General features: G+C 74.1%; 18 protein-coding genes. All 18 read right to left on the reverse strand.

Features of this window, described 5'->3' with window-relative positions; all coding sequences use genetic code 11:
• Window positions 1-43: 43 nt before the first annotated feature.
• The gene (locus SGUI_RS07230) at window positions 44-2,551 is read right to left on the reverse strand and encodes a polynucleotide kinase-phosphatase (RefSeq protein WP_066638147.1); all 2,508 of its coding nucleotides are present in this window, start codon (window positions 2,549-2,551) and stop codon (window positions 44-46) included.
• Window positions 2,548-4,056: a 3' terminal RNA ribose 2'-O-methyltransferase Hen1 gene (locus tag SGUI_RS07235; RefSeq protein WP_066638149.1), complete on the reverse strand. Its 1,509-nt coding sequence runs from the start codon at window positions 4,054-4,056 to the stop codon at window positions 2,548-2,550. Before SGUI_RS07235 ends, SGUI_RS07230 begins: the two co-directional genes overlap by 4 nt.
• Before the next feature lie 12 nt (window positions 4,057-4,068).
• Entirely contained in the window at window positions 4,069-5,391 is a 1,323-nt protein-coding gene (gene hemL / locus SGUI_RS07240) for a glutamate-1-semialdehyde 2,1-aminomutase (RefSeq protein ID WP_066638151.1), read from the reverse strand.
• Window positions 5,392-5,438: 47 nt separating this feature from the next.
• Window positions 5,439-5,912, reverse strand: coding sequence for a MarR family winged helix-turn-helix transcriptional regulator (locus tag SGUI_RS07245; RefSeq protein WP_066638153.1), 474 nt, complete (start codon window positions 5,910-5,912; stop codon window positions 5,439-5,441).
• A gap of 3 nt (window positions 5,913-5,915) precedes the next feature.
• Complete coding sequence (gene hemB / locus SGUI_RS07250) at window positions 5,916-6,908, reverse strand: porphobilinogen synthase (protein WP_066638156.1); 993 nt, start codon at window positions 6,906-6,908, stop codon at window positions 5,916-5,918.
• A complete protein-coding gene (locus SGUI_RS07255) occupies window positions 6,905-8,542 on the reverse strand; it encodes a bifunctional uroporphyrinogen-III C-methyltransferase/uroporphyrinogen-III synthase (RefSeq protein ID WP_066638166.1) in 1,638 nt (545 codons plus the stop codon). Before SGUI_RS07255 ends, hemB begins: the two co-directional genes overlap by 4 nt.
• Window positions 8,539-9,504 carry a hydroxymethylbilane synthase gene (gene hemC / locus SGUI_RS07260; RefSeq protein ID WP_066638168.1) on the reverse strand — a complete coding sequence of 322 codons (966 nt, stop codon included), beginning with the start codon at window positions 9,502-9,504 and terminating at the stop codon, window positions 8,539-8,541. Before hemC ends, SGUI_RS07255 begins: the two co-directional genes overlap by 4 nt.
• Window positions 9,504-10,901, reverse strand: a complete 1,398-nt coding sequence (locus SGUI_RS07265; protein WP_066638169.1) for a glutamyl-tRNA reductase — start codon at window positions 10,899-10,901, stop codon at window positions 9,504-9,506. Before SGUI_RS07265 ends, hemC begins: the two co-directional genes overlap by 1 nt.
• On the reverse strand, window positions 10,898-11,563 hold the full coding sequence (locus SGUI_RS07270) for a redox-sensing transcriptional repressor Rex (RefSeq protein ID WP_066638170.1): 666 nt from the start codon (window positions 11,561-11,563) through the stop codon (window positions 10,898-10,900). Before SGUI_RS07270 ends, SGUI_RS07265 begins: the two co-directional genes overlap by 4 nt.
• Window positions 11,564-11,709: 146 nt before the next feature.
• A complete protein-coding gene (locus SGUI_RS07275) occupies window positions 11,710-12,015 on the reverse strand; it encodes a glutaredoxin family protein (protein WP_066638172.1) in 306 nt (101 codons plus the stop codon).
• 97 nt (window positions 12,016-12,112) lie between these two features.
• Window positions 12,113-12,211, reverse strand: coding sequence for a 30S ribosomal protein bS22 (locus SGUI_RS17050; protein ID WP_003792170.1), 99 nt, complete (start codon window positions 12,209-12,211; stop codon window positions 12,113-12,115).
• Between the two features lie 126 nt (window positions 12,212-12,337).
• Entirely contained in the window at window positions 12,338-12,538 is a 201-nt protein-coding gene (locus SGUI_RS07280; protein ID WP_028131110.1) for a helix-turn-helix domain-containing protein, read from the reverse strand.
• A 201-nt stretch (window positions 12,539-12,739) separates the two neighbouring features.
• Window positions 12,740-13,927: an acetoin utilization protein AcuC gene (locus tag SGUI_RS07285; protein ID WP_066638175.1), complete on the reverse strand. Its 1,188-nt coding sequence runs from the start codon at window positions 13,925-13,927 to the stop codon at window positions 12,740-12,742.
• A gap of 32 nt (window positions 13,928-13,959) precedes the next feature.
• Entirely contained in the window at window positions 13,960-14,499 is a 540-nt protein-coding gene (locus SGUI_RS07290; protein WP_066638178.1) for a GNAT family N-acetyltransferase, read from the reverse strand.
• 77 nt (window positions 14,500-14,576) lie between these two features.
• The gene (proC, locus tag SGUI_RS07295) at window positions 14,577-15,380 is read right to left on the reverse strand and encodes a pyrroline-5-carboxylate reductase (protein ID WP_083190555.1); all 804 of its coding nucleotides are present in this window, start codon (window positions 15,378-15,380) and stop codon (window positions 14,577-14,579) included.
• Window positions 15,381-15,386: 6 nt separating this feature from the next.
• Window positions 15,387-16,352, reverse strand: a complete 966-nt coding sequence (locus SGUI_RS07300; RefSeq protein ID WP_066638181.1) for a proline dehydrogenase family protein — start codon at window positions 16,350-16,352, stop codon at window positions 15,387-15,389.
• Between the two features lie 33 nt (window positions 16,353-16,385).
• Complete coding sequence (locus tag SGUI_RS07305; RefSeq protein ID WP_066638184.1) at window positions 16,386-17,201, reverse strand: sugar phosphate isomerase/epimerase family protein; 816 nt, start codon at window positions 17,199-17,201, stop codon at window positions 16,386-16,388.
• Complete coding sequence (locus tag SGUI_RS07310; RefSeq protein WP_066642984.1) at window positions 17,198-18,124, reverse strand: Ppx/GppA family phosphatase; 927 nt, start codon at window positions 18,122-18,124, stop codon at window positions 17,198-17,200. The genes SGUI_RS07305 and SGUI_RS07310 overlap by 4 nt, the downstream gene beginning before the upstream one ends.
• Between the last annotated feature and the right edge of the window lie 27 nt (window positions 18,125-18,151).

Below are 18,151 nucleotides of genomic sequence, written 5' to 3' on the forward strand. Positions count from 1 at the left end.
CTCCCACGTCACACTGGGTGGCCCCTGATGGGTCACGAATCGCTCACAGGCGCGGATCCACCGGCTCCGACTCCAGCGCCAGGATCGCGAAGACCGCCTCGTGCACCCGCCAGAGCGGCTCCTCCCGGGCCCACCGGGCCAGGCTCTCCAGCCCGAGGGCATGCTCTCGCAGAGCCAGGGCGCGTTTGTGCCCCAGGTGCCGCTCCCGCAGCCGCTCCAGGTGCTCGGGCAGGGTGTAGTCCGGTCCGTAGACCAGGCGTAGGTAGTCGCGGCCCCGCACCTTCAGGCCCGGCTGGACGAGTTTGCCCCGGGCCCGGGCGACCCCCTGGGCGGGCTTGACCACCATGCCCTCGCCGCCGGAAGCCGCGAGCTCCTCCCACCACCGCACCCCGGCGGCGCAGCTGTCGGGGGACGCGGTGTCCACCACCAGCCGCCTGGTCGGCCGCACCAGACCGGGGTCGGCCTCGACCAGCCGGTCCGCGACCCCGAGGTGCCAGAGGTGGTCCTCTCCGGCCCGGACCTGACCCCCGGCCGCGAGCACCTGGAAAGGCGCCAGCTGCACGCCGTCGAGCCCCTCGGTCGGCCAGACGTAGCGCTGCCAGGCCGCGTCGAAGGCGCCGGCGTTCGCGGCACGCTCACGCGTCCGGGTCAGCAGCTCCCCGACGTCGAGGCCCCGGCCCGCAGCGGTCGCGAGCGTGTCGACCGCCGCCGGGAGGGCGAGCCGGGCGGCAGCGCCGACCGCGGCGTACTGCTCCCGCACGAGTCCCTCCGCCTTGGCCGACCACGGCAGCAGCTCGGCATCCAGCAGAACGTCGTCGCCACCCAGATCGGCTGCGAGACCTGAGGCGACCCAGGCAGCCCCCAGGCGTGAGAGCAGCTCCTGCTGGAGGTGCGGCTCGAAGAACGCGCGGCCCGTCCGGGTGTAGACCGCGCCGCCGTCGGGGGCCAGGTGCACGACCGCGCGCGAGCCCATGTGCTTCTCCTGGCAGACCACCTCCTCGACGCCCCACGCGGCATACTGCGCGAAGGCCTCGTCGGGGTGCTCGAGGAAGCCCGGTCGCCGGGAGCTACCGACCGGCGCCATGGTCGGCGGCAGATAAGGCACCTGGCGAGGGTGCAGCGCGAAGCGGCTCATGACCTCCAGGGCTCCCGCGGCCGACTCCTCGGTGACCAGCACCCGGCCCAGCTGCTCGGTCTCGACGTGCCGTCGACCGGTGACGTCGGTGAGTCGCAGCTCGTCCTCGCCCCGCCCGGTGGCCTCGGTGGCGAAGGGCCGCGCCGGCTCGTGGTGGACCGCGCGCGCGGAGACCTGGACCGTCTCCCTCTCGGGCCAGCGGAGCGCCGACAGCTGGCCGCCGAAGACGGCGCCGGTGTCCAGGCAGAGGGTGTTGTTGATCCACTCCAGCCGCGGGGTCGGGGTGTGGCCGTAGACGACGGCGGCGCGGCCCCGGTAGTCCTCGGCCCACGGGTAGCGCACCGGCAGGCCGAACTCGTCGGTCTCGCCGGTGGTGTCGCCGTAGAGCGCGAAGGCTCGCACCCGGCCCGACGCGCGCCCGTGGTAGGCCTCCTTGAGACCCGCGTGCGCGACGACCAGGCGTCCCCGGTCGAGCACCCGGTGGGCCACCAGACCGTCGCACCAGTCGCGGACCCGACGGCGGAAGCCCTCGCTCTCCCGCCCGAGCTCGGCCAGGGTCACCTCCAACCCGTGACTCACGGTGACCTTCGCCCCGTCGAGCGCCCGCACCAGCTTGGCCTCGTGGTTGCCGGGCACGGCCATGGCATGCCCGGCCTCGGCCATGCCCATCGCCAGCCGTAGCACGCCGACCGAGTCGGGACCGCGGTCCACGAGATCGCCGACGAAGACCAGCACCCTGCCGTCGGGGTGCTCGGCGTCGACCGGCGCGCCGTGCTCGTCCCGGGACACGGCATACCCCAGCACCCCGAGCAGCTCGACCAGCTCCTCGAGGCAGCCGTGCACGTCGCCGACGATGTCGAAGGGCCCCGTCCGGTCCCGGAAGTCGCTGCGCAGCGGCTCCCGGGCGACGACGGCGGCGTCGACCTCCTCGGGAGAGCGGAGCACGTGCACCCCACGGAAGCCCTCACGGCTCAGCCCCCGCAGCGACTTCCTGAGCTGGCGGTCGTGGCGGCGGACCGGCCCCTCACCGAAGTCGCGCTCGGGCCTGCCGCGGTTGCGCTCGATCGCGATGTCGGCGCCGACGTCGAGCACGATCGCCACCGGGAGGACGTCGTGCTCCCGAGCGAGGCGCACCAGGTCGGCACGCGCCGCGCGGGTGACGTTGGTCGCGTCGACGACCGTGAGCAGCCCACGGCGCAGCCGAAGACCGACGAGGTGGTGCAGCAGGTCGAAGGCGTCGGCGCTGGCTGACTGGTCGTTCTCGTCGCCGCTGACCAGCGCACGGCAGACATCCGAGCTGACCGTCTCGAAGGGGCCGAAGGCGCGGCGGGCGAAGGTCGTCTTGCCCGACCCGGAGGCGCCGACGAGGACGACGAGGCTCAGCTCGGGGATCGCCAGCTCGGTCCGCGCGCTCACGCCTGGTCCTCCTGGGCGAGGTCCTCACGGGTGAAGAGGGCCAGCTGCGTGGGTGGTCCGACCTCGGGATAGTCCTCCCCGACCGGGCGCAACTCGACGTGATAGCCATGCCGTCCGGCCACGCCCTCGGCCCACGCGCGCAGCTCGGTCCGCGTCCACTCGAACCGGTGGTCCGGGTGCCTGAACTGCCCCTGAGGTATGCCGTAGCGCACGTTGTGCTCGGCGTTCGGCGTCGTCAGGACCACGTTCCGCGGTCGCGAGGCGCCGAAGACCGACGCCTCGAGGTCCGGCAGCCGCTCGGGGTCGACGTGCTCCACCACCTCGACGAGCAGCATCGCGTCGTAGCCGGCGAGCTCCTCGTCGCGGTAGACGGCCGAGGACTGCCGCAGCCGGATCCGCGCCCGCTGCTGGTCGGGCAGCCGGCCGGGGTCGTCGAGCCCGAGCCGACCCTCGGCCCGCACCAGCTCACGCGCGGAGACGTCGACCCCGAGGATCTGCGTGAAGGCGGGATCGGCCAGCAGTGCCGAGAGACAGGCGCCCTCGCCGCAACCCAGGTCGACGACCCGTCGAGCCCCGACCTCCCGCAGGACCGCCAGGACCGTGTCCAGCCGCTGCTGCCGCAACGGCCCCCGGGGCACCTCCTCGGGCCCGGCCGCATCCGTCGTCGGGACACCTCCGGTGCTGGCCCCACCCGCACCGGGCACCTGCTCCGACGGCGCCACCTGGTCGTCGAGCGCCGCGAGCCGATCCAGGGCGTCGTCGACGAAGCGCCTCCGCACGCCGAGGTAGCGCCGGGTGATGAGCTCGCGGTCCGGGTGGCCGGGGAGCCAGGTCTGGCCCCGGCGGAGCAGCTTGTCCACCTCGTCTGCGCTGACCCAGTAGTGCTTGGCCTCGTCGAGCACCGGCAGCAGCACGTAGAGGTGGGCGAGCGCGTCGGCCAGCCGGTGCCGGCCGGCCAGCTCGACGTCGACATAGGGAGCATCACCCCAGTCGGCCATCTGTGCCCCGAGCGGGGTGCTGCGGCCAGACACCTCCCACCCGAGCGGAGCGAAGAGCCGCCGCACCAGCGGCATACCGCTCGCGTCCTCGCTCCGGCCGCGAGCCGGGAGCGCCGGCAGTCGGACGGTGAGCGGCAACGGCTCGTCGACCAGGTCGGGCCGGGCGTCGCAGCGACCGTTGAGCGCGGTCTTGAAGGCCTTCCCCAGGGCGACGGCCAGCAGCGAGGACGCCGCCCAGGGGCGGTCGTTGACATAGGTCGACAGCTGGGCCGCCTCCGGCCCGCCTCGGCCCGGACGCCCGCCTCCGTGCCGGCTGCCCCGCACCAGCGCGACCGGATCGACGTCCAGCAGCAGCGCCACGGTGCACCGCTCAGGCGAGGCCTCGGGATAGAAGATGCTCGCCCGCGCGGCGGGCAGCTCGACCTGCTGGACCCGGTCGGGGTGCTTGTGGAGCAGAAAACCCAGGTCCGGGGCCTGGGGTGCGGTCGACGTCAGCGTGAGCAGCACGACCTCATCCTGTCAGGCGACCTCGGCGGCGCTCGCCTCGATCGCGGCCACGGCGTGCTCCACGGCCTCGTCGTCGTGGGCGGCGGAGACGAACCACGCCTCGAAGCAGCTCGGCGGCAGGTGCACGCCGCGGCGCAGCATGGCGTGGAAGAAGCGGCCGAAGAGCTCGGCGTCCTGGTCCTTGGCGTCGTCGTAGGAGCTCACCGCCCCCTCGCGGAGGAAGACGCTGAACATCGAGCCGGCCCACTGGATGCGGTGGGGTATGCCGTGGCGCGTGAAGGAGTCGGTGACCGCGGCGGCGAGCGCCTCGCTCACCTCGTCCAGGCGCTGGTAGACCTCGTCGGTGCACCGCTGGAGGGTGGCCAGGCCGGCCGCGGCGGCGACCGGGTTCCCGGACAGGGTGCCTGCCTGGTAGACCGGGCCCTCCGGGGCGAGCTGCGCCATGAGGTCGGCGCGGCCGCCGAAGGCCGCCGCCGGGAAGCCGCCGCCCATGACCTTGCCGAAGGTGAACAGGTCGGGGGCGCCGCCGGCCGGCTCGCCCTCCAGCCCGAACCACCCCGAGGGCGAGCAGCGGAAGCCGGTCATCACCTCGTCGCTGACGAGCAGCGCGCCGTGCTCGGCGCTCACCCGGCGCAGCGCGTCGGTGAAGCCGGGCGCGGGCGGCACCACGCCCATGTTGCCGGCCGCCGCCTCGGTGATGACGGCGGCGATCTCGGACCCGCGCTCGGCGAACGTGGCCTCCAGCGCGGCGACGTCGTTGTAGGGCAGCACGATCGTCTCGCCGGCCGCGCTCGCGGGCACCCCGGGACTGTCCGGCAGCCCGAAGGTCGCGACCCCCGACCCGGCCGAGGCCAGCAGCGCGTCGACGTGGCCGTGGTAGCACCCGGCGAACTTCACCACCACCGACCGGCCGGTGGCCCCGCGGGCGAGGCGGATGGCGCTCATCGTGGCCTCCGTGCCCGAGCTGACCAGGCGCACCTGCTCGACCGGGTCCACCCGGGCCACGATCTCCTCGGCGAGCGCCACCTCGCGGGCGGTGGGCATACCGAAGGAGAAGCTGCCCTCCGCAGCCTCCAGCACCGCCGCACGCACGTCCGGGTGCCCGTGCCCCAGGATCATCGGCCCCCACGAGCAGACGAGGTCGAGGTAGCGCCGGCCGTCGGCGTCCCAGAGCCAGGGCCCCTGCGCGCGCTCCATGAAGCGCGGGGTGCCGCCCACGGACCGGAAGGCCCGCACCGGCGAGTTCACCCCGCCGGGGATGACCTCCCGGGCGCGCGCCAGGAGCTGGGTCGAGGCGGGGGCGTCGTCGGGGTAGACCGGTCCGTCGTTGCTCATGGGACCAGCGTAGGCGCGGGGTCCGTCAGCCCCGGGGGTCGCCCGTGTCAGATCGCGTCGAGCGCCTCGTCGTCGCGGTGGCGGGTGGCCCGCACGACGCGGCGCAGCGCCTCCCCGTGCTGGATGAGCTCCTCCCGGCTCAGGTGGTCCAGCAACGCCCTCCGGACGCTCTCGACGTGCACCGGCGCGAGCCGTCGCAGCTCGGTGGCGCCGGTGGGGGTGAGCTGGAGCACGACTCCGCGGCCGTCCTGCGGGGTCCGCACGCGCTGCACCCAGCCGCGTTTCTCGAGCCGGTTGGCGGTGTGGCTGACCCGGCTGCGCGACTGGACGATGAGGTGGGCCAGCTCGGCCATCCGGATGCGCTCCCCGGGCGCCTCGGAGACCATGCTCAGCAGCTCGTACTCCCCCAGGGAGACGCCGTGCTCGTCCAGGGCCTCCTCCATGACGAGGGTGATGAGGTGGGACGCCCGCAGGATCGAGCGCCAGGCGCGCTGCTCCTCCTCGTCCAGCCAGCGGACCATGCCTCACCCTCCCAGCAGCCGGGCCACCCTCGTCGCGTAGTAGGTCAGCAGGATCTGGGCGCCCGCCCGGCGGATCGACGTCAGTGTCTCCATCACCATACGGTCACGGTCGAGCAGACCCTGGGAGGCGGCGGCCTCGATCATGGCGTACTCGCCGCTGACCTGGTAGGCCGCGACCGGCACGTCGGCCTCGGCCGCGACGTCGGAGAGGATGTCGAGGTAGGGCAGCGCGGGCTTGACCATGACCATGTCCGCGCCCTGCTCCAGGTCGAGCCGCAGCTCGCGCAGGCTCTCGGTGCGGTTGGCCGGGTCCTGCTGGTAGGTGGACCGGTCCCCCTCCAGCGTCGAGGCCACGGCCTCGCGGAACGGCCCGTAGCAGCCGCTGGCGTACTTCGCCGTGTAGGCGAGCACCGCGACGTCCCGGTGCCCGGCGGCGTCCAGCGCCTCCCGCACCACCTGGACCTGCCCGTCCATCATGCCGCTGGGCCCGACCACGTGGGCGCCGGCCCGCGCCTGCGCGACCGCCATCTCGGCATACACCTCGAGGGTGGCGTCGTTGTCGACCCGGCCGGCGTCGTCGACCAGACCGCAGTGGCCGTGGTCGGTGAACTCGTCGAGGCACAGGTCGCTCATGATGACGGTGTCGTCGCCGAGCTCGGTGCGCAGCGCGCGGAGGCCGGCGTTGAGGACCCCGTCCGGGTCGAGCCCGGCGCTGCCACCGGCGTCCTTGTCCTGCGGCCGCGGGACGCCGAAGACCATGATCCCGCCGACCCCGGCGTCGACCGCCTCGCGGGCCGCGGCGACCAGGCTGGTCGGGGTGTGCTGCACGACGCCCGGCATGGAGCCGATGGGCTGCGGCTCCTCGATGCCGTCACGGACGAAGACGGGCAGCACGAGCTCGGCCGGGTGCAGCCGGGTCTGCGCCACGAGCCGGCGCAGCGCCGGCGTGGTGCGCAGCCGGCGCGGGCGCTCGTGCGGCCGCGGGTATGCCGTCACCGCCGCGACCGGGGACGCCGCGCCACCGGCTTGCGGCGGCTGGGGCGGACGAACTCCTCGCCCTCGCTCTGCGCCTGCGCCACGAGGGCGCGGGCGTGCTCGGCCAGGGCATCGACGAGGCTCGTCGCGCTCGGCTCCGGGGCGACGACGTCGACGCGCAGGCCGTGCTCCTGCGCCGCCTTGGCGGTCGCGGGGCCGATGCAGGCGACCACGGTGCCTGGGTGCGGTTTGCCGGCGATGCCGACGAGGTTGCGCACCGTCGAGGAGGAGGTGAAGCAGACCGCGTCGAAGGCACCGCCCTTGATCGCCTCCCGGACCTCCGCGGCCGGCGGCGCGGCGCGCACGGTGCGGTAGGCGGTGACGTCGTCGACCTCCCAGCCCATATCCGTGAGGCCCGCGACGAGGGTGTCGGTCGCGATGTCGGCGCGCGGAAGGAAGACCCGGTTGATCGGGTCGAGCACCTCGTCGAAGGGCGGCCAGGACTCCAGCAGCCCCCGGGCGGACTGCTCGCCGTCCGGCACGAGGTCGGGCTCGAGGCCCCACTCCCGCAGCGCCTGCGCGGTGACGCCGCCGACGGCCGCCAGCTTGAGGCCGGCGAACGCGCGGGCGTCCAGGCCGAGGGCCTCGAACTTCTCCCGCACGGCGCGGACCGCGTTGACGGAGGTGAAGCCGATCCACTCGTAGCGACCGGTGACCAGCCCCTTGACCGCGCGGTCCATCTGCTGCGGCGTGCGGGGCTTCTCCACGCTGATCGTCGGGACGACGGAGGAGCTCGCGCCGTAGCCGGAGATCCGGTCGGTCATGGGACCGGACTGCTCCTTGGTGCGCGGCACGAGGATCGACCAGCCGAAGAGCGGCTTGGACTCCCACCAGGACAGCTCGGCCCGCAGCTGCACCGGGCGCCCGACGACGGCGACGGTGGCCCCGGCGAGCTCCTCGGCGTCGGCGGCCAGCGCCTCGTGCAGCGTGGTGACCCGGGTCTGCTGGGCGTTGGTCGTGCCCCGGCCGGTCAGCGCGGTCGGGGTACCGGCGTCGCGGCCGGCGTCCGCGAGGTGCTGCAGCGCACGGTGCAGGCGGTCGCGCTCGCCGAGCACCACGACGGTCACCTCGTCGTCGACCGAGTGCGACCAGTCCACACCGGTGTCGGCGGCGCTGACGACGTGGACCTGGCCCCCGTCGCCGTCGGGGAGCATCCCGGCATACGCCGGCACCGCCCAGGCGGCGCTGACCCCGGGGACGATCTCGAAGGCGACGCCCGCGTCGTGGCAGGCACGCGCCTCGTCGGCCATCGTGCCCCCGGCGGAGTCCTCGCTCAGCAGCCGCACGACGAGGTGCGTGGCGTCGTCGAACCGGGTGGCGGTGCGCACGAGCAGCTTGGCGCGGGCCGCAGGGCTGAGCGCGGGACCGTCCTCGCCGCGGACGGTGCGGACGATCTCGGTGTCCTCCCCGGTCCAGGCTCGCACCTGGTCCTCGCGGTGGGCCGCGTCGACGACGACGACGTCCGCGACGGCGAGGTAGTCCCGAGCGCGGACGGTGAGCAGCCCCGGGTCGCCGGGCCCGGCGCCGACGAAGGCGACGCGGGCGGCGGTGCTGGGGACGGGGGTCAGGTGGACGGGGGCGGCGTCGGTGCTCACAGGTCGGACTCCGGTGTGTGTGACCCGGGTGCGGCGACGAGGCCGGCCGGGTCGGGACGGTTCAACAGCAGGTCGGCGGCACGTGCGCCGAGGTCGTCCGGCGCGTCGTCCGCGCCGGTCAGCACGTGCGTGCGCGCCCCGTCCTGCAGGGCGGCGAACACGTGAAGGGTGAGGGTGGGTGCGCCGGTGGAGCGCGCCAGCGCCCCGACGGGGGCGGTGCAGCCGGCCTCCAGCCGGGCGAGGGCGGCGCGCTCGGCGGTGACGGCGGCCCGGGTGGGCGCGTGCTCCAGGGCGGCGCCGAGGTCCTGGGCCAGCGCGGAGTCCTCCGCGCGGCACTCGACGGCGAGCGCCCCCTGCCCGGCGGCCGGGAGCACGACCTCGGTGTCGAGCACCTCGGTGGCCTCGTCGAGGCGGTCCAGCCGGGCCAACCCGGCGCGGGCCAGGACGACGGCGTCGAGCACGCCGTCGGTGACCATGCGGATGCGCGAGTCGACGTTGCCGCGGATGTCGCGGACCTCGAGGTCGGGGCGCGCGAGGCGCAGCTGCGCGGCACGACGCGGTGAGCCGGTGCCGATGACCGCGCCGGCCGGGAGCTCGTGCAGGCGCAGGCCGTCCCGGGCGACGAGGACGTCGCGCGGGTCCTCCCGCTCGGGGACGGCGGCCACGACGAGGCCGTCGGCGGGTGCGGTCGGCAGGTCCTTGAGGGAGTGCACGGCGAGGTCGATCCGGCCCTCCAGCAGCGCGGTGCGCAGCGCGGAGGCGAAGACCCCGGTGCCGCCGATCTCGCGCAGGCTGCGGGCCGAGGTGTCGCCCTCGGTGGTCACGAGGACCAGCTCGACCTCGCACCCGGCTGCGCGCAGCCGCTCGGCCACCCAGGTGGACTGGCTGGTGGCCAGGGCGCTGCGCCGGGTCCCCAGCCGCAGCGGTCGCCCGGTGCTGGTGGTGGCGGTCGCCTCACTCATCAGGACCGTCCCCCCTTCCTGCGCTCGGTGGCCTTCTCGACGACGCCGAGCGGGGGGCTTGAGACGACGGCGACCTCGCGGCTGTCGAGGTCGAAGAGCTCGCGCAGGGCGTGGGCGTAGTCGGCCGGCACCTCGTCGTAGCCCGCCTGCAGCTGCTTCACCCGCGTGGTCGGGGTGTGGAGCAGCTTGTCCACCACCCGCTGCACGGTATGCCGGACCTCGGCCCGCTCGTCGTCGGGCAGGTGCGGGAGGCGCTGGTCCAGCCGGGTCATCTCGGCGTCGACGACCCGCCCCGCGCTGGTGCGCAGCGCGGCCAGGGTTGGTCCGAGGCGGGCGGCGTGCCGCTCGGTGAGGTAGGCGGCGACCTCGGTGGCGACCAGGCCGCGCACCGCCGTGACGGCCTCGGCCTCCTCGGGCCCGGACGACGAGCTCGCCCCCGGTCCCGGCAAGGACGGGCCGGCCGACCCGCCCGCGGCCTGCTGCAGCTCGGCGAGGCCCCAGAGGGTGGCCCCGCGCAGCCGGGTCACGGCGGGGTCGACGTCGCGCGGGAGCGCCAGGTCGAGCAGCGTGAGCGGGGCGCCGGACCGGCCGGCGGCACCGCGGGCCCGGGCGAGCGTGCCCTCGTCGAGGACGTGGCCCACCGCACCGGTGCAGGTGATGACGAGGTCGGCCGAGCCGACGGCGCTCGCGAGGTCGGCCCAGGGCAGGCTGCGCACCCCGTGCGCCGCCGCGAGCCGCTCGGCCCGCTCCTGCGTGCGGTTGACCACGACGAGGTCGCTCACCCCCTGCCGCACGAGGGTCGCCACGGCCAGGCCCGACATGGCGCCGGCGCCCACGACCACCGTGCGCGCCCCGGTGAGGTCGCCGAGGACGTCCCTGGCCCGGTCGAGCCCGAGGGCGACGAGGGAGCGGGAGACGTCGTCGATGGAGGTCTCGGCGTGGGCCCGCTTGCCCACGCGCAGCGCCTGCTGGACCAGCGGGTTGAGGGAGGGCCCCAGGTGACCGTGCCGCTGGGCGACGGCGAGCGCCTCGCGCAGCTGGCCCAGCACCTGGCTCTCCCCGACCGCCAGCGAGTCCAGACCGCACGCGAGCTCGAAGAGGTGGGCGACCGCCCGGTCGTCGTAGTGCACGAAGAGGTGGTCGGTGAGCTGGTCCCGGGACAGACCGGTCAGCGCCCCCAGGGCCACGCCGATCTCCTCGAGCGCGCCGTGGAACGTCCCGGCCTCCACGACGACCTCGAGCCGGTTGCAGGTGGAGAGCACGAGCGCCTCGTGCACGTGGTCGCCGGCCCGCAGGCGGGCGGCCAGGCCCGCGGCGCCGTCGGCGTCGAGGACGGCCCGCTCGAGCAGGTCGATGGGTGCGGTGCGGTGGGACAGGCCCACGACGAGGACACTCACGAGACTCCCTCCACCGGGGTGTCGGTCACGGAGGCCTCCCGCTGGTGCTGGTGGAAGGCCAGGATCTGCAGCTCGGTCGCCAGGTCGACCCGGCGCACGTCGACGTCGGCGGGCACCTGGAGCACGACGGGCGCGAAGTTGAGGATGGAGTGCACGCCGAGCTCGACGAGCACGTCCGCGACCTCCTGGGCGGCCTCGGGCGGGGTCGTGACGACACCCACCGACACCGGGCCGCAGGTCCGCAGCTCGGCCAGCGCCTGCACCGGCATACCCTCGACCCGGCTGCCGACCACGTCGGGGTCGTTGTCCGCCAGGGCGACGACGTGGAAGCCGCGGGTGGCCAGGCCCTCGTAGCTCGCCAGGGCGCGGCCGAGGTTGCCCATGCCGACGATGACCACCGGCCAGTCCTGGCTCAGCCCGAGCTCGGCGGAGATCTGGTCGACGAGCCTGGCGACGTCGTAGCCGACGCCCCGGACGCCGTAGGAGCCGAGGTGGGACAGGTCCTTGCGCACCTGGGCCGAGCGCACCCCCGCGAGCGAGGCGATCTCCTCGCTGGAAACCGAGCTGCGGCCCTGCTCCGCCACCGTGGTGAGCGCCTGGAGGTAGCCCGGGAGCCTTCCGACCGTGGCGTCCGGCACCCCGCGCCGGTTCGACTCGGCCATCACGGCGGCACCGGCTCCTTCCTGGTGGGTGGCTCTCCCCGACGCCGGGAGGGGCTTATATCAGACCCTCGTCCTCCGGTCGGAGCGGACCCCTCAACTCTAGGCTCGCACCCCTGCTTCCACCAAAACGAGGAGCGGGCCGGGGGTCAGGGACGGCGCCCGGCGCGGCGCGCGCGGGACAGGGCGGACCGCAGCTCGGCGGGCTCGACCCGCCACCGCGCGACCACCTTCTCGTCCACCAGCAGGACAGGGACCTCGGTCGTCCAGCGGTCGTGCTCGGCCTGCCCCATCTCCCCGCCGGCACGCTCGGCGTCGATGTCCCGGACCACCACGTCCTCGACCTGCGTGCGGACCACCCCGACCATCTCCTCGCACAGGTGGCAGCCGGGCCGCGAGAGCACCTCGACCCGCGGCTGCGTCCCGGAGCTCCTGCCGCGCCCCCACCACCTCACGGTCGCTCCCGCCGACCACCGAGGACGACGATGGCGCCCTCCCAGCACGGGACGGGCGCCATGGTCTTCGCGGGTGTCGGCCTGGTGGCCGACGGCCTCACTTCTTGTTGCGACGCTGGTGACGCGTCTTGCGCAGCAGCTTGCGGTGCTTCTTCTTCGCCATCCGCTTGCGGCGCTTCTTGATCACAGAGCCCATGGGGCCATCCTTCGTCGTCGTCGGTCGTGATGGTGCAGTCGGCGTCCCACGCCGCGGGGCGGCGCAGGGCGATGCACAACCGTTCCACCCTAACGCGGGCGGGGTCCGGCTCCCAAAGCGACCTGGTCAGGCGGTGCCGTGGTAGGAGTCCTCGAGGTAGGCGTGCACGGCCTTCTCGGGGACCCGGAAGGACCGACCGACCCGCACCGCGGGCAGCTCGCCCGAGTGCACCAGCCGGTAGACCGTCATCTTGGACACACGCATGACGGCAGCCACCTCGGCCACGGTCATGAACGTCATCTCAGCGAGCTGGCGCTCATCTGCCATCGGACGCATCCCGTCTCTTGTGCTTCTCCAGGCAGGCAGCGGGCACGGCTTCCCCTCCGGCACACAGCCTGCGTCGGTTTGTCGGGCTAACGATAGGGGCAGATGTGGTCATTGCGAAAGTCGTGAGCGAAAAAAGTCCAGCGCGACACGCCGGGTGGGGCGAACGGGGCGGACGGGATCTCGCCCCGTCGCTGCCAGCTGTCAGTCGAAGTAGGGGTCCAGGCCCCAGCCGGGGAAGCTGGCCCGGCGCGTCGCCATGATGGCCGAGTCGACCGGCTCGTCGAGGTCGTGCCCCTCGTCCCACCGCCCGTAGCGGATCTCCCGGCCCTCGCGGTCCCCCATCGAGCGGGGCGCGTCCAGCCCGTAGACCTCCTCGACGTGCTGCCGCCACGACTCCGGCACCGGCGTCCGGGGGTCGACCGGCCGGCCCGTCACGACGCCGATGAGGTGGGTCCAGGCGCGGGGCACCACCTCGACCAGCTCATACCCCCCGCCGCCGAGCGAGACCCACCGGCCGCCGGCCAGGTCGTCGGCCAGCTCCCGCACCCAGCCGTAGGCGACGGCGAGGGCGTCCATCGACACCGACAGGTGCGCCAGCGGGTCGGCGTAGTGGCAGTCGCACCCGTGCTGGCTCACGACGATCTGCGGGTCGAAGACCCGGACGATGGTGGGGACGACCGCCTGGTATGCCCGCAGCCACCCCTCGTCGCCGGTCCCGGGGGGCAGCGCGATGTTGACCGCCGAGTCCGGCGCCTTCGGGCCGCCGGTGTCGCCGGGGAAGCCGGTGCCCGGGAAGAGCGCGCGGCCGGTCTCGTGCATGGAGACCGTCATGACCCGCGGCTCGTTCCAGAAGCACCGCTCGACGCCGTCGCCGTGGTGCACGTCGAGATCGAGGTAGAGCACCCGCTCGGCGCCCGCGTCGAGGAGGTCCTGGATGCCGACGGCGATGTCGTTGTAGACGCAGAAGCCCGAGGCCGCCTGCGGCATCGCGTGGTGCAGACCGCCGGCGATGTTGCAGGCGCGCGCGACCTGCCCGGTCCAGACCGCCCGGCACGCCTCGACCGTGGCCCCCACGGCGAGGGAGGTGGCCTCGTGCATACCCAGGAAGGCCGGGGTGTCCTCGGTGCCCAGACCGTGGCGTCCGGTGGCCGACCGGGGGTCGGCGGAGGCCGCCTGCACCGCCTCGACGAGGTCGGGCGTGTGCACCGAGAGCAGCTCCTCGAGCGTGGCGGGCCGGGCCGGGCGGATCTCCACGTCGTCGTGGTCGAGCAGCCCCAGGGCCCCGGAGAGGCGGTGCGTGAGGTCCAGCCGGCTCGGGTGCATGGGGTGCCCCGGGCCGAAGTCGTAGCCCGTGTAGCGCTCGTCCCACATCACCCAGGAGGCCGTCATGCGGCACACGCTAGACCACGGGGAGGGTGCCCTCAGAGCGAGGTCGGGACCCCTGCGGAGTCACCCAGCGGGTAGACCATCATCATCTCCTCGGACTCCGCGTCCTCCTCGTCGACGCCGCGGATCCGGATGGGCCGCCGGTCGTCGGTGGGGCGGAAGCCGAAGCTGGAGGCGAAGGCCACCGCGCGGCCGTTGTCGGTGCCCACCCAGTAGACGAGCTGGCGCAGGCCGACCTCGCGACCGACCTTGGCCGACTTCTCGAGCAGCCGGCGGGCGACGCCGGAGCCGCGCAGGGAGGGCGCCACCCACAGCCCGAAGAGCTCGCCGGCACCGGGGATGTTCGTGCGGTGACCGGTGCCGACGCTGACCACGCCGACGACCTCCTCGCCGTTCTCGGCGAGGATCCGACGCGAGCGCTCCATGCGCTCCTGCCAGCGCGAGTCGGGGAAGTCCGCCTCCTCCTCGGCGGAGGCCACGAAGGCTTCGGGAGACTCACGCAGCGCCCGCAGACGCACGTCCTTGTAGGACGGCCACTCATCCGGGTCGAGGACGCGCACGTGGATCTCGCTCATACTTCCCTACTCTTTCACACGGGTCGCCGGTGCTGGGTCGAGCGAGGTGAACAGTGGGTGATCGGGCACCCGGGTGCTCAGTCCTCGCGCGGGGACAGCTCGTGCGACCTTCTGGCGGCCGCCTCCATCGCCGTGAGGAAGGCGGCCCTGACCTTGTGGTCCTCCAGGGCCCGCAGGGCGGCGACGCTCGTGCCACCCGGGCTGGAGACCTGCTCCCGCAAGACCGTCGGGTGGGTCCCCGTCTCGCGGATCATCGTGGCGGCACCATACAACGTCTGTGTGACGAGCTCGGTGGCCGTGTCGCGGGGCAGTCCGAGGAGCACACCGGCCTCGATCATGGCCTCCACGACGTAGAAGATGTAGGACGGTCCGCTGCCGCTGATCGCGGTGACCGCGTCCTGGTGCTGCTCGTCGAGGACGACGACCCGGCCCACGTGCTCCATGAGGGCCCGGGCCTGCTCCACGTGCGTGGCGGTGCAGTGCCGCCCCGGGCTCATGGCCGACATGCCCTGGTCGACCAGGGCGGGGGTGTTGGGCATGACGCGGACGACGGAGGTCCCCTCGGGCAGCCGCCGCTCGAGGAAGTCGGTGGTGATCCCCGCCGCGATGGAGACGACGAGGGTGCCGGGCCCGACGTGGTCGTGGACCTCCTCGACGAGGGCCGCCATGTCCTGCGGCTTCACCGCGAGCACCACGACGTCCGCGGCGGCGACCGCGGCCGCGGGGTCGGCATACCGCGTGCCGTGCTGACCGGCCACCCGCTCGGCCCGCTCGGTCACCTTGTCGCTGAGGACGAGGTCGTCCGGGGCGTGCCCGGACCGGATGAGGGCCGCGGCCAGGGTTCCGCCCATGACCCCGGCGCCGAGGAGAGCGATCGTCACGGGCGATCAGCCCTTGGTCGCCAGGCCGCGCAGGAAGAAGGTCAGGTTGGCCGGGCGCTCGGCCATGCGTCGCACGAGGTAGCCGTACCAGTCCTCGCCGTAGGGCAGGTAAACGCGCATCTTCGCCCCGGCCCCGGCGAGCCGGCGCTGCTCGTCCGGGCGGATCCCCAGCAGCATCTGGAACTCGTAGGAGTCGGCCTCGCGCTGCTCCTTGTCGGCGAGCACCGTGGCGATCTCGACCAGCCGCGGGTCGTGCGTGGCGATCATCGGGTAGCCCTCGCCCTGCAGGAGGATCTTCAGGCACCGGACGTAGGACTTGTCCACGTCCTCCTTGTCCTGGTAGGCGACCGACTCGGGCTGCTTGTAGGCCCCCTTGCACAGCCGCACCCGGGAGCCCTCGCCCGCGAGGTCGCGGCAGTCCTGCTCGGTCCGGTGCAGGTATGCCTGCAGCGCCACACCCACCCACGGCCAGTCCTGGCGCAGCTCGGCGAGCGCCGCCAGGGTGGGGTCGGTGGTGGTGTGGTCCTCCATGTCGAGGGTCACCGTCGTGCCGGCGTTGGCGGCGGCCTGGCAGACCTGGCGCGCGTTGTCCAGGGCGATGGCGTGCCCGTCCCGGCCGAGGAACTGGCCGAGCGCGGAGAGCTTGAGGCTGACCTCGGCGGCGCCGTCCTGGGTGAGCCCGGCCTCGGAGAGCGCGGAGAGCAGCTCCAGGTAGGCGTCGCGGGTGGCGCTCGCCTGGGAGGGGTCGGTCGTGTCCTCGCCGAGGTAGTCGATGGTGACCTGGCGGCGGGTGTCCACCAGCTCGCCGGCCACCCGGACGGCGTCGGCGGTGGCGTCACCGGCGACGAACCGCTTCACCACGTCCCTGCTGACCGGCGCCTGCTCGATCACCTGGCGCAGCGCGGTGTTGCGGCTCACGCCCAGCAGGGTCTGGCGCATGAGGGCGGAGGGGTTGAGGTCGGCGAGCTCCATGGGCGACAGGCTACGCCCGGGAGGCCCCTGCGCTCACGCCGGGCGGGCACCCGGCAGGTCGGTCTGGCCCAGGTGCTGCCGGGCGAAGGCGAGCGACTCGGCCAGCGCCTTCTCCCGGTCCTGCGAGCTCATCTTGCGCGTCCCGACCTCCAGGCTGACCACGCCGCCGAAGCCCGTCTCGACCAGGTGCTCCAGCACCTCCTTGCACCTCTGCTCGCCGCGGCCGGGCACGAGGTGCTCGTCCTTGAAGGACCCGAAGGAGTCACCCAGGTGGACGTGCCGGACCCGGTCGCCGAGGTCGCGGACCATGTCCAGCGCGTCCTCGCCGGCCGTGGCGGCGTGGCTGATGTCGAAGGTGACGTCGGTGTAGGGGAAGTCCCGCGGGTCGGGACCGGGCAGGTAGGCCTGCATGGCCGAGGCGGACGAGCCGGCGCGCCACGGGAACATGTTCTCCACGGCGATGGGGATGCCCCACCGCTCCTGCCGCTGCGCCACCCCCTCGACGAAGCCCTCGGCATACCCCCGCTGCCAGCGGAACGGCGGGTGGACGACGACGCACTGGGCGTCGGTGTCGCGGGCCAGGTCGAGCGCCCGCTCGATCTTGCCCCACGGCTCCCAGCCCCAGAGCCGCTGCGCGAGCAGCAGGGTGGGGGCGTGGATCGCGCCGATGGACAGGCCGTGCAGCCGGGCGAGCGCGCTGAGCGCTCCCGCCTCCTGGGTCACCGGGTCGGTCCAGACCATGATCTCGACGCCGTCGTAGCCCAGCCGCTGCGCCAGGTCGAAGGCGTAGGCGGCGTTCTCCGGGTAGACCGAGGAGGTCGACAGGTGGACCGGGATGTGCCCGCTCATCGGCCCAGCCCGTCCAGGAAGCGCAGGATGAGCCCCTCGCGCAGCGCCCATGGGCTGACCGCCAGCTCGTCCACCCCGCTGAGCTCGAGCACCGCCTCGAGCACGAGCGCGCCGGCCGCGAGCTGGTGGGCGCGGGAGGCCGAGACCCCGGGCAGCCCGGCCCGCTGGGCGGCAGTCATCCGCAGCAGCCGCGGGGTGAGCTCGGCGAGGTCCTCGAAGCGCAGCACCCGCGGGACGTACAGCCCCTCGCCGCGCGGCGCGGCGCCGCAGGCACGGGCGAGGGAGCGCACCGTCTTGCTGCTGCCGGCCACGAGCTGCGGGGTCCCGACCTTGGTCAGCGCCGGCTGGGCGGTGGCGATCTCGGACCGTATGCGCTTGCGCAGCGCCTTGACCTCGGCACGCTCCGGCGGGTCGTGCTCGAGCGCCCGGCTGAGCCGTCCGGCGCCGAGCGGGAGGGAGATCGCGGCGTCCGGCTGCTCGTCGAGGCCGGCGGCCAGCTCCAGCGAGCCACCCCCGATGTCGACGTTGAGCAGGCGCCCCGCGGACCAGCCGAACCAGCGCCGCACGGCGAGGAAGGTCGCGCGGGCCTCCTCCTCGCCGGGCAGGATGTCGAGCTCCACCCCGGAGGTGTCGCGGACCAGGTCGAGCACCGCCTCGGTGTTGCCCGCCTCCCGGATCGCGCTGGTGGCGAAGGGCAGCAGCTCGGTGGCGCCACGGCTCTCGGCGACCTCGACGCAGTCGGCGACGAAGCCGGCCAGCGTGCGCGCGCCCTCGTCGCTGATGTCCCCCTCGGGGGTGAGGTGCTCGGCGAGCCGCAGCTCCACCTTGTGCGAGTAGTCGGGCGTGGGGTGCCCACCGGGCTGCGCGTCGACCACGAGCAGGTGGACCGTGTTCGATCCGACGTCGATGACACCCAGGCGCATGGGCGCCATGATGCCTTACCGCGTCCG

Origin of the sequence: Serinicoccus hydrothermalis (assembly GCF_001685415.1) — a bacterium.
Lineage (GTDB): Bacteria > Actinomycetota > Actinomycetes > Actinomycetales > Dermatophilaceae > Ornithinicoccus > Ornithinicoccus hydrothermalis.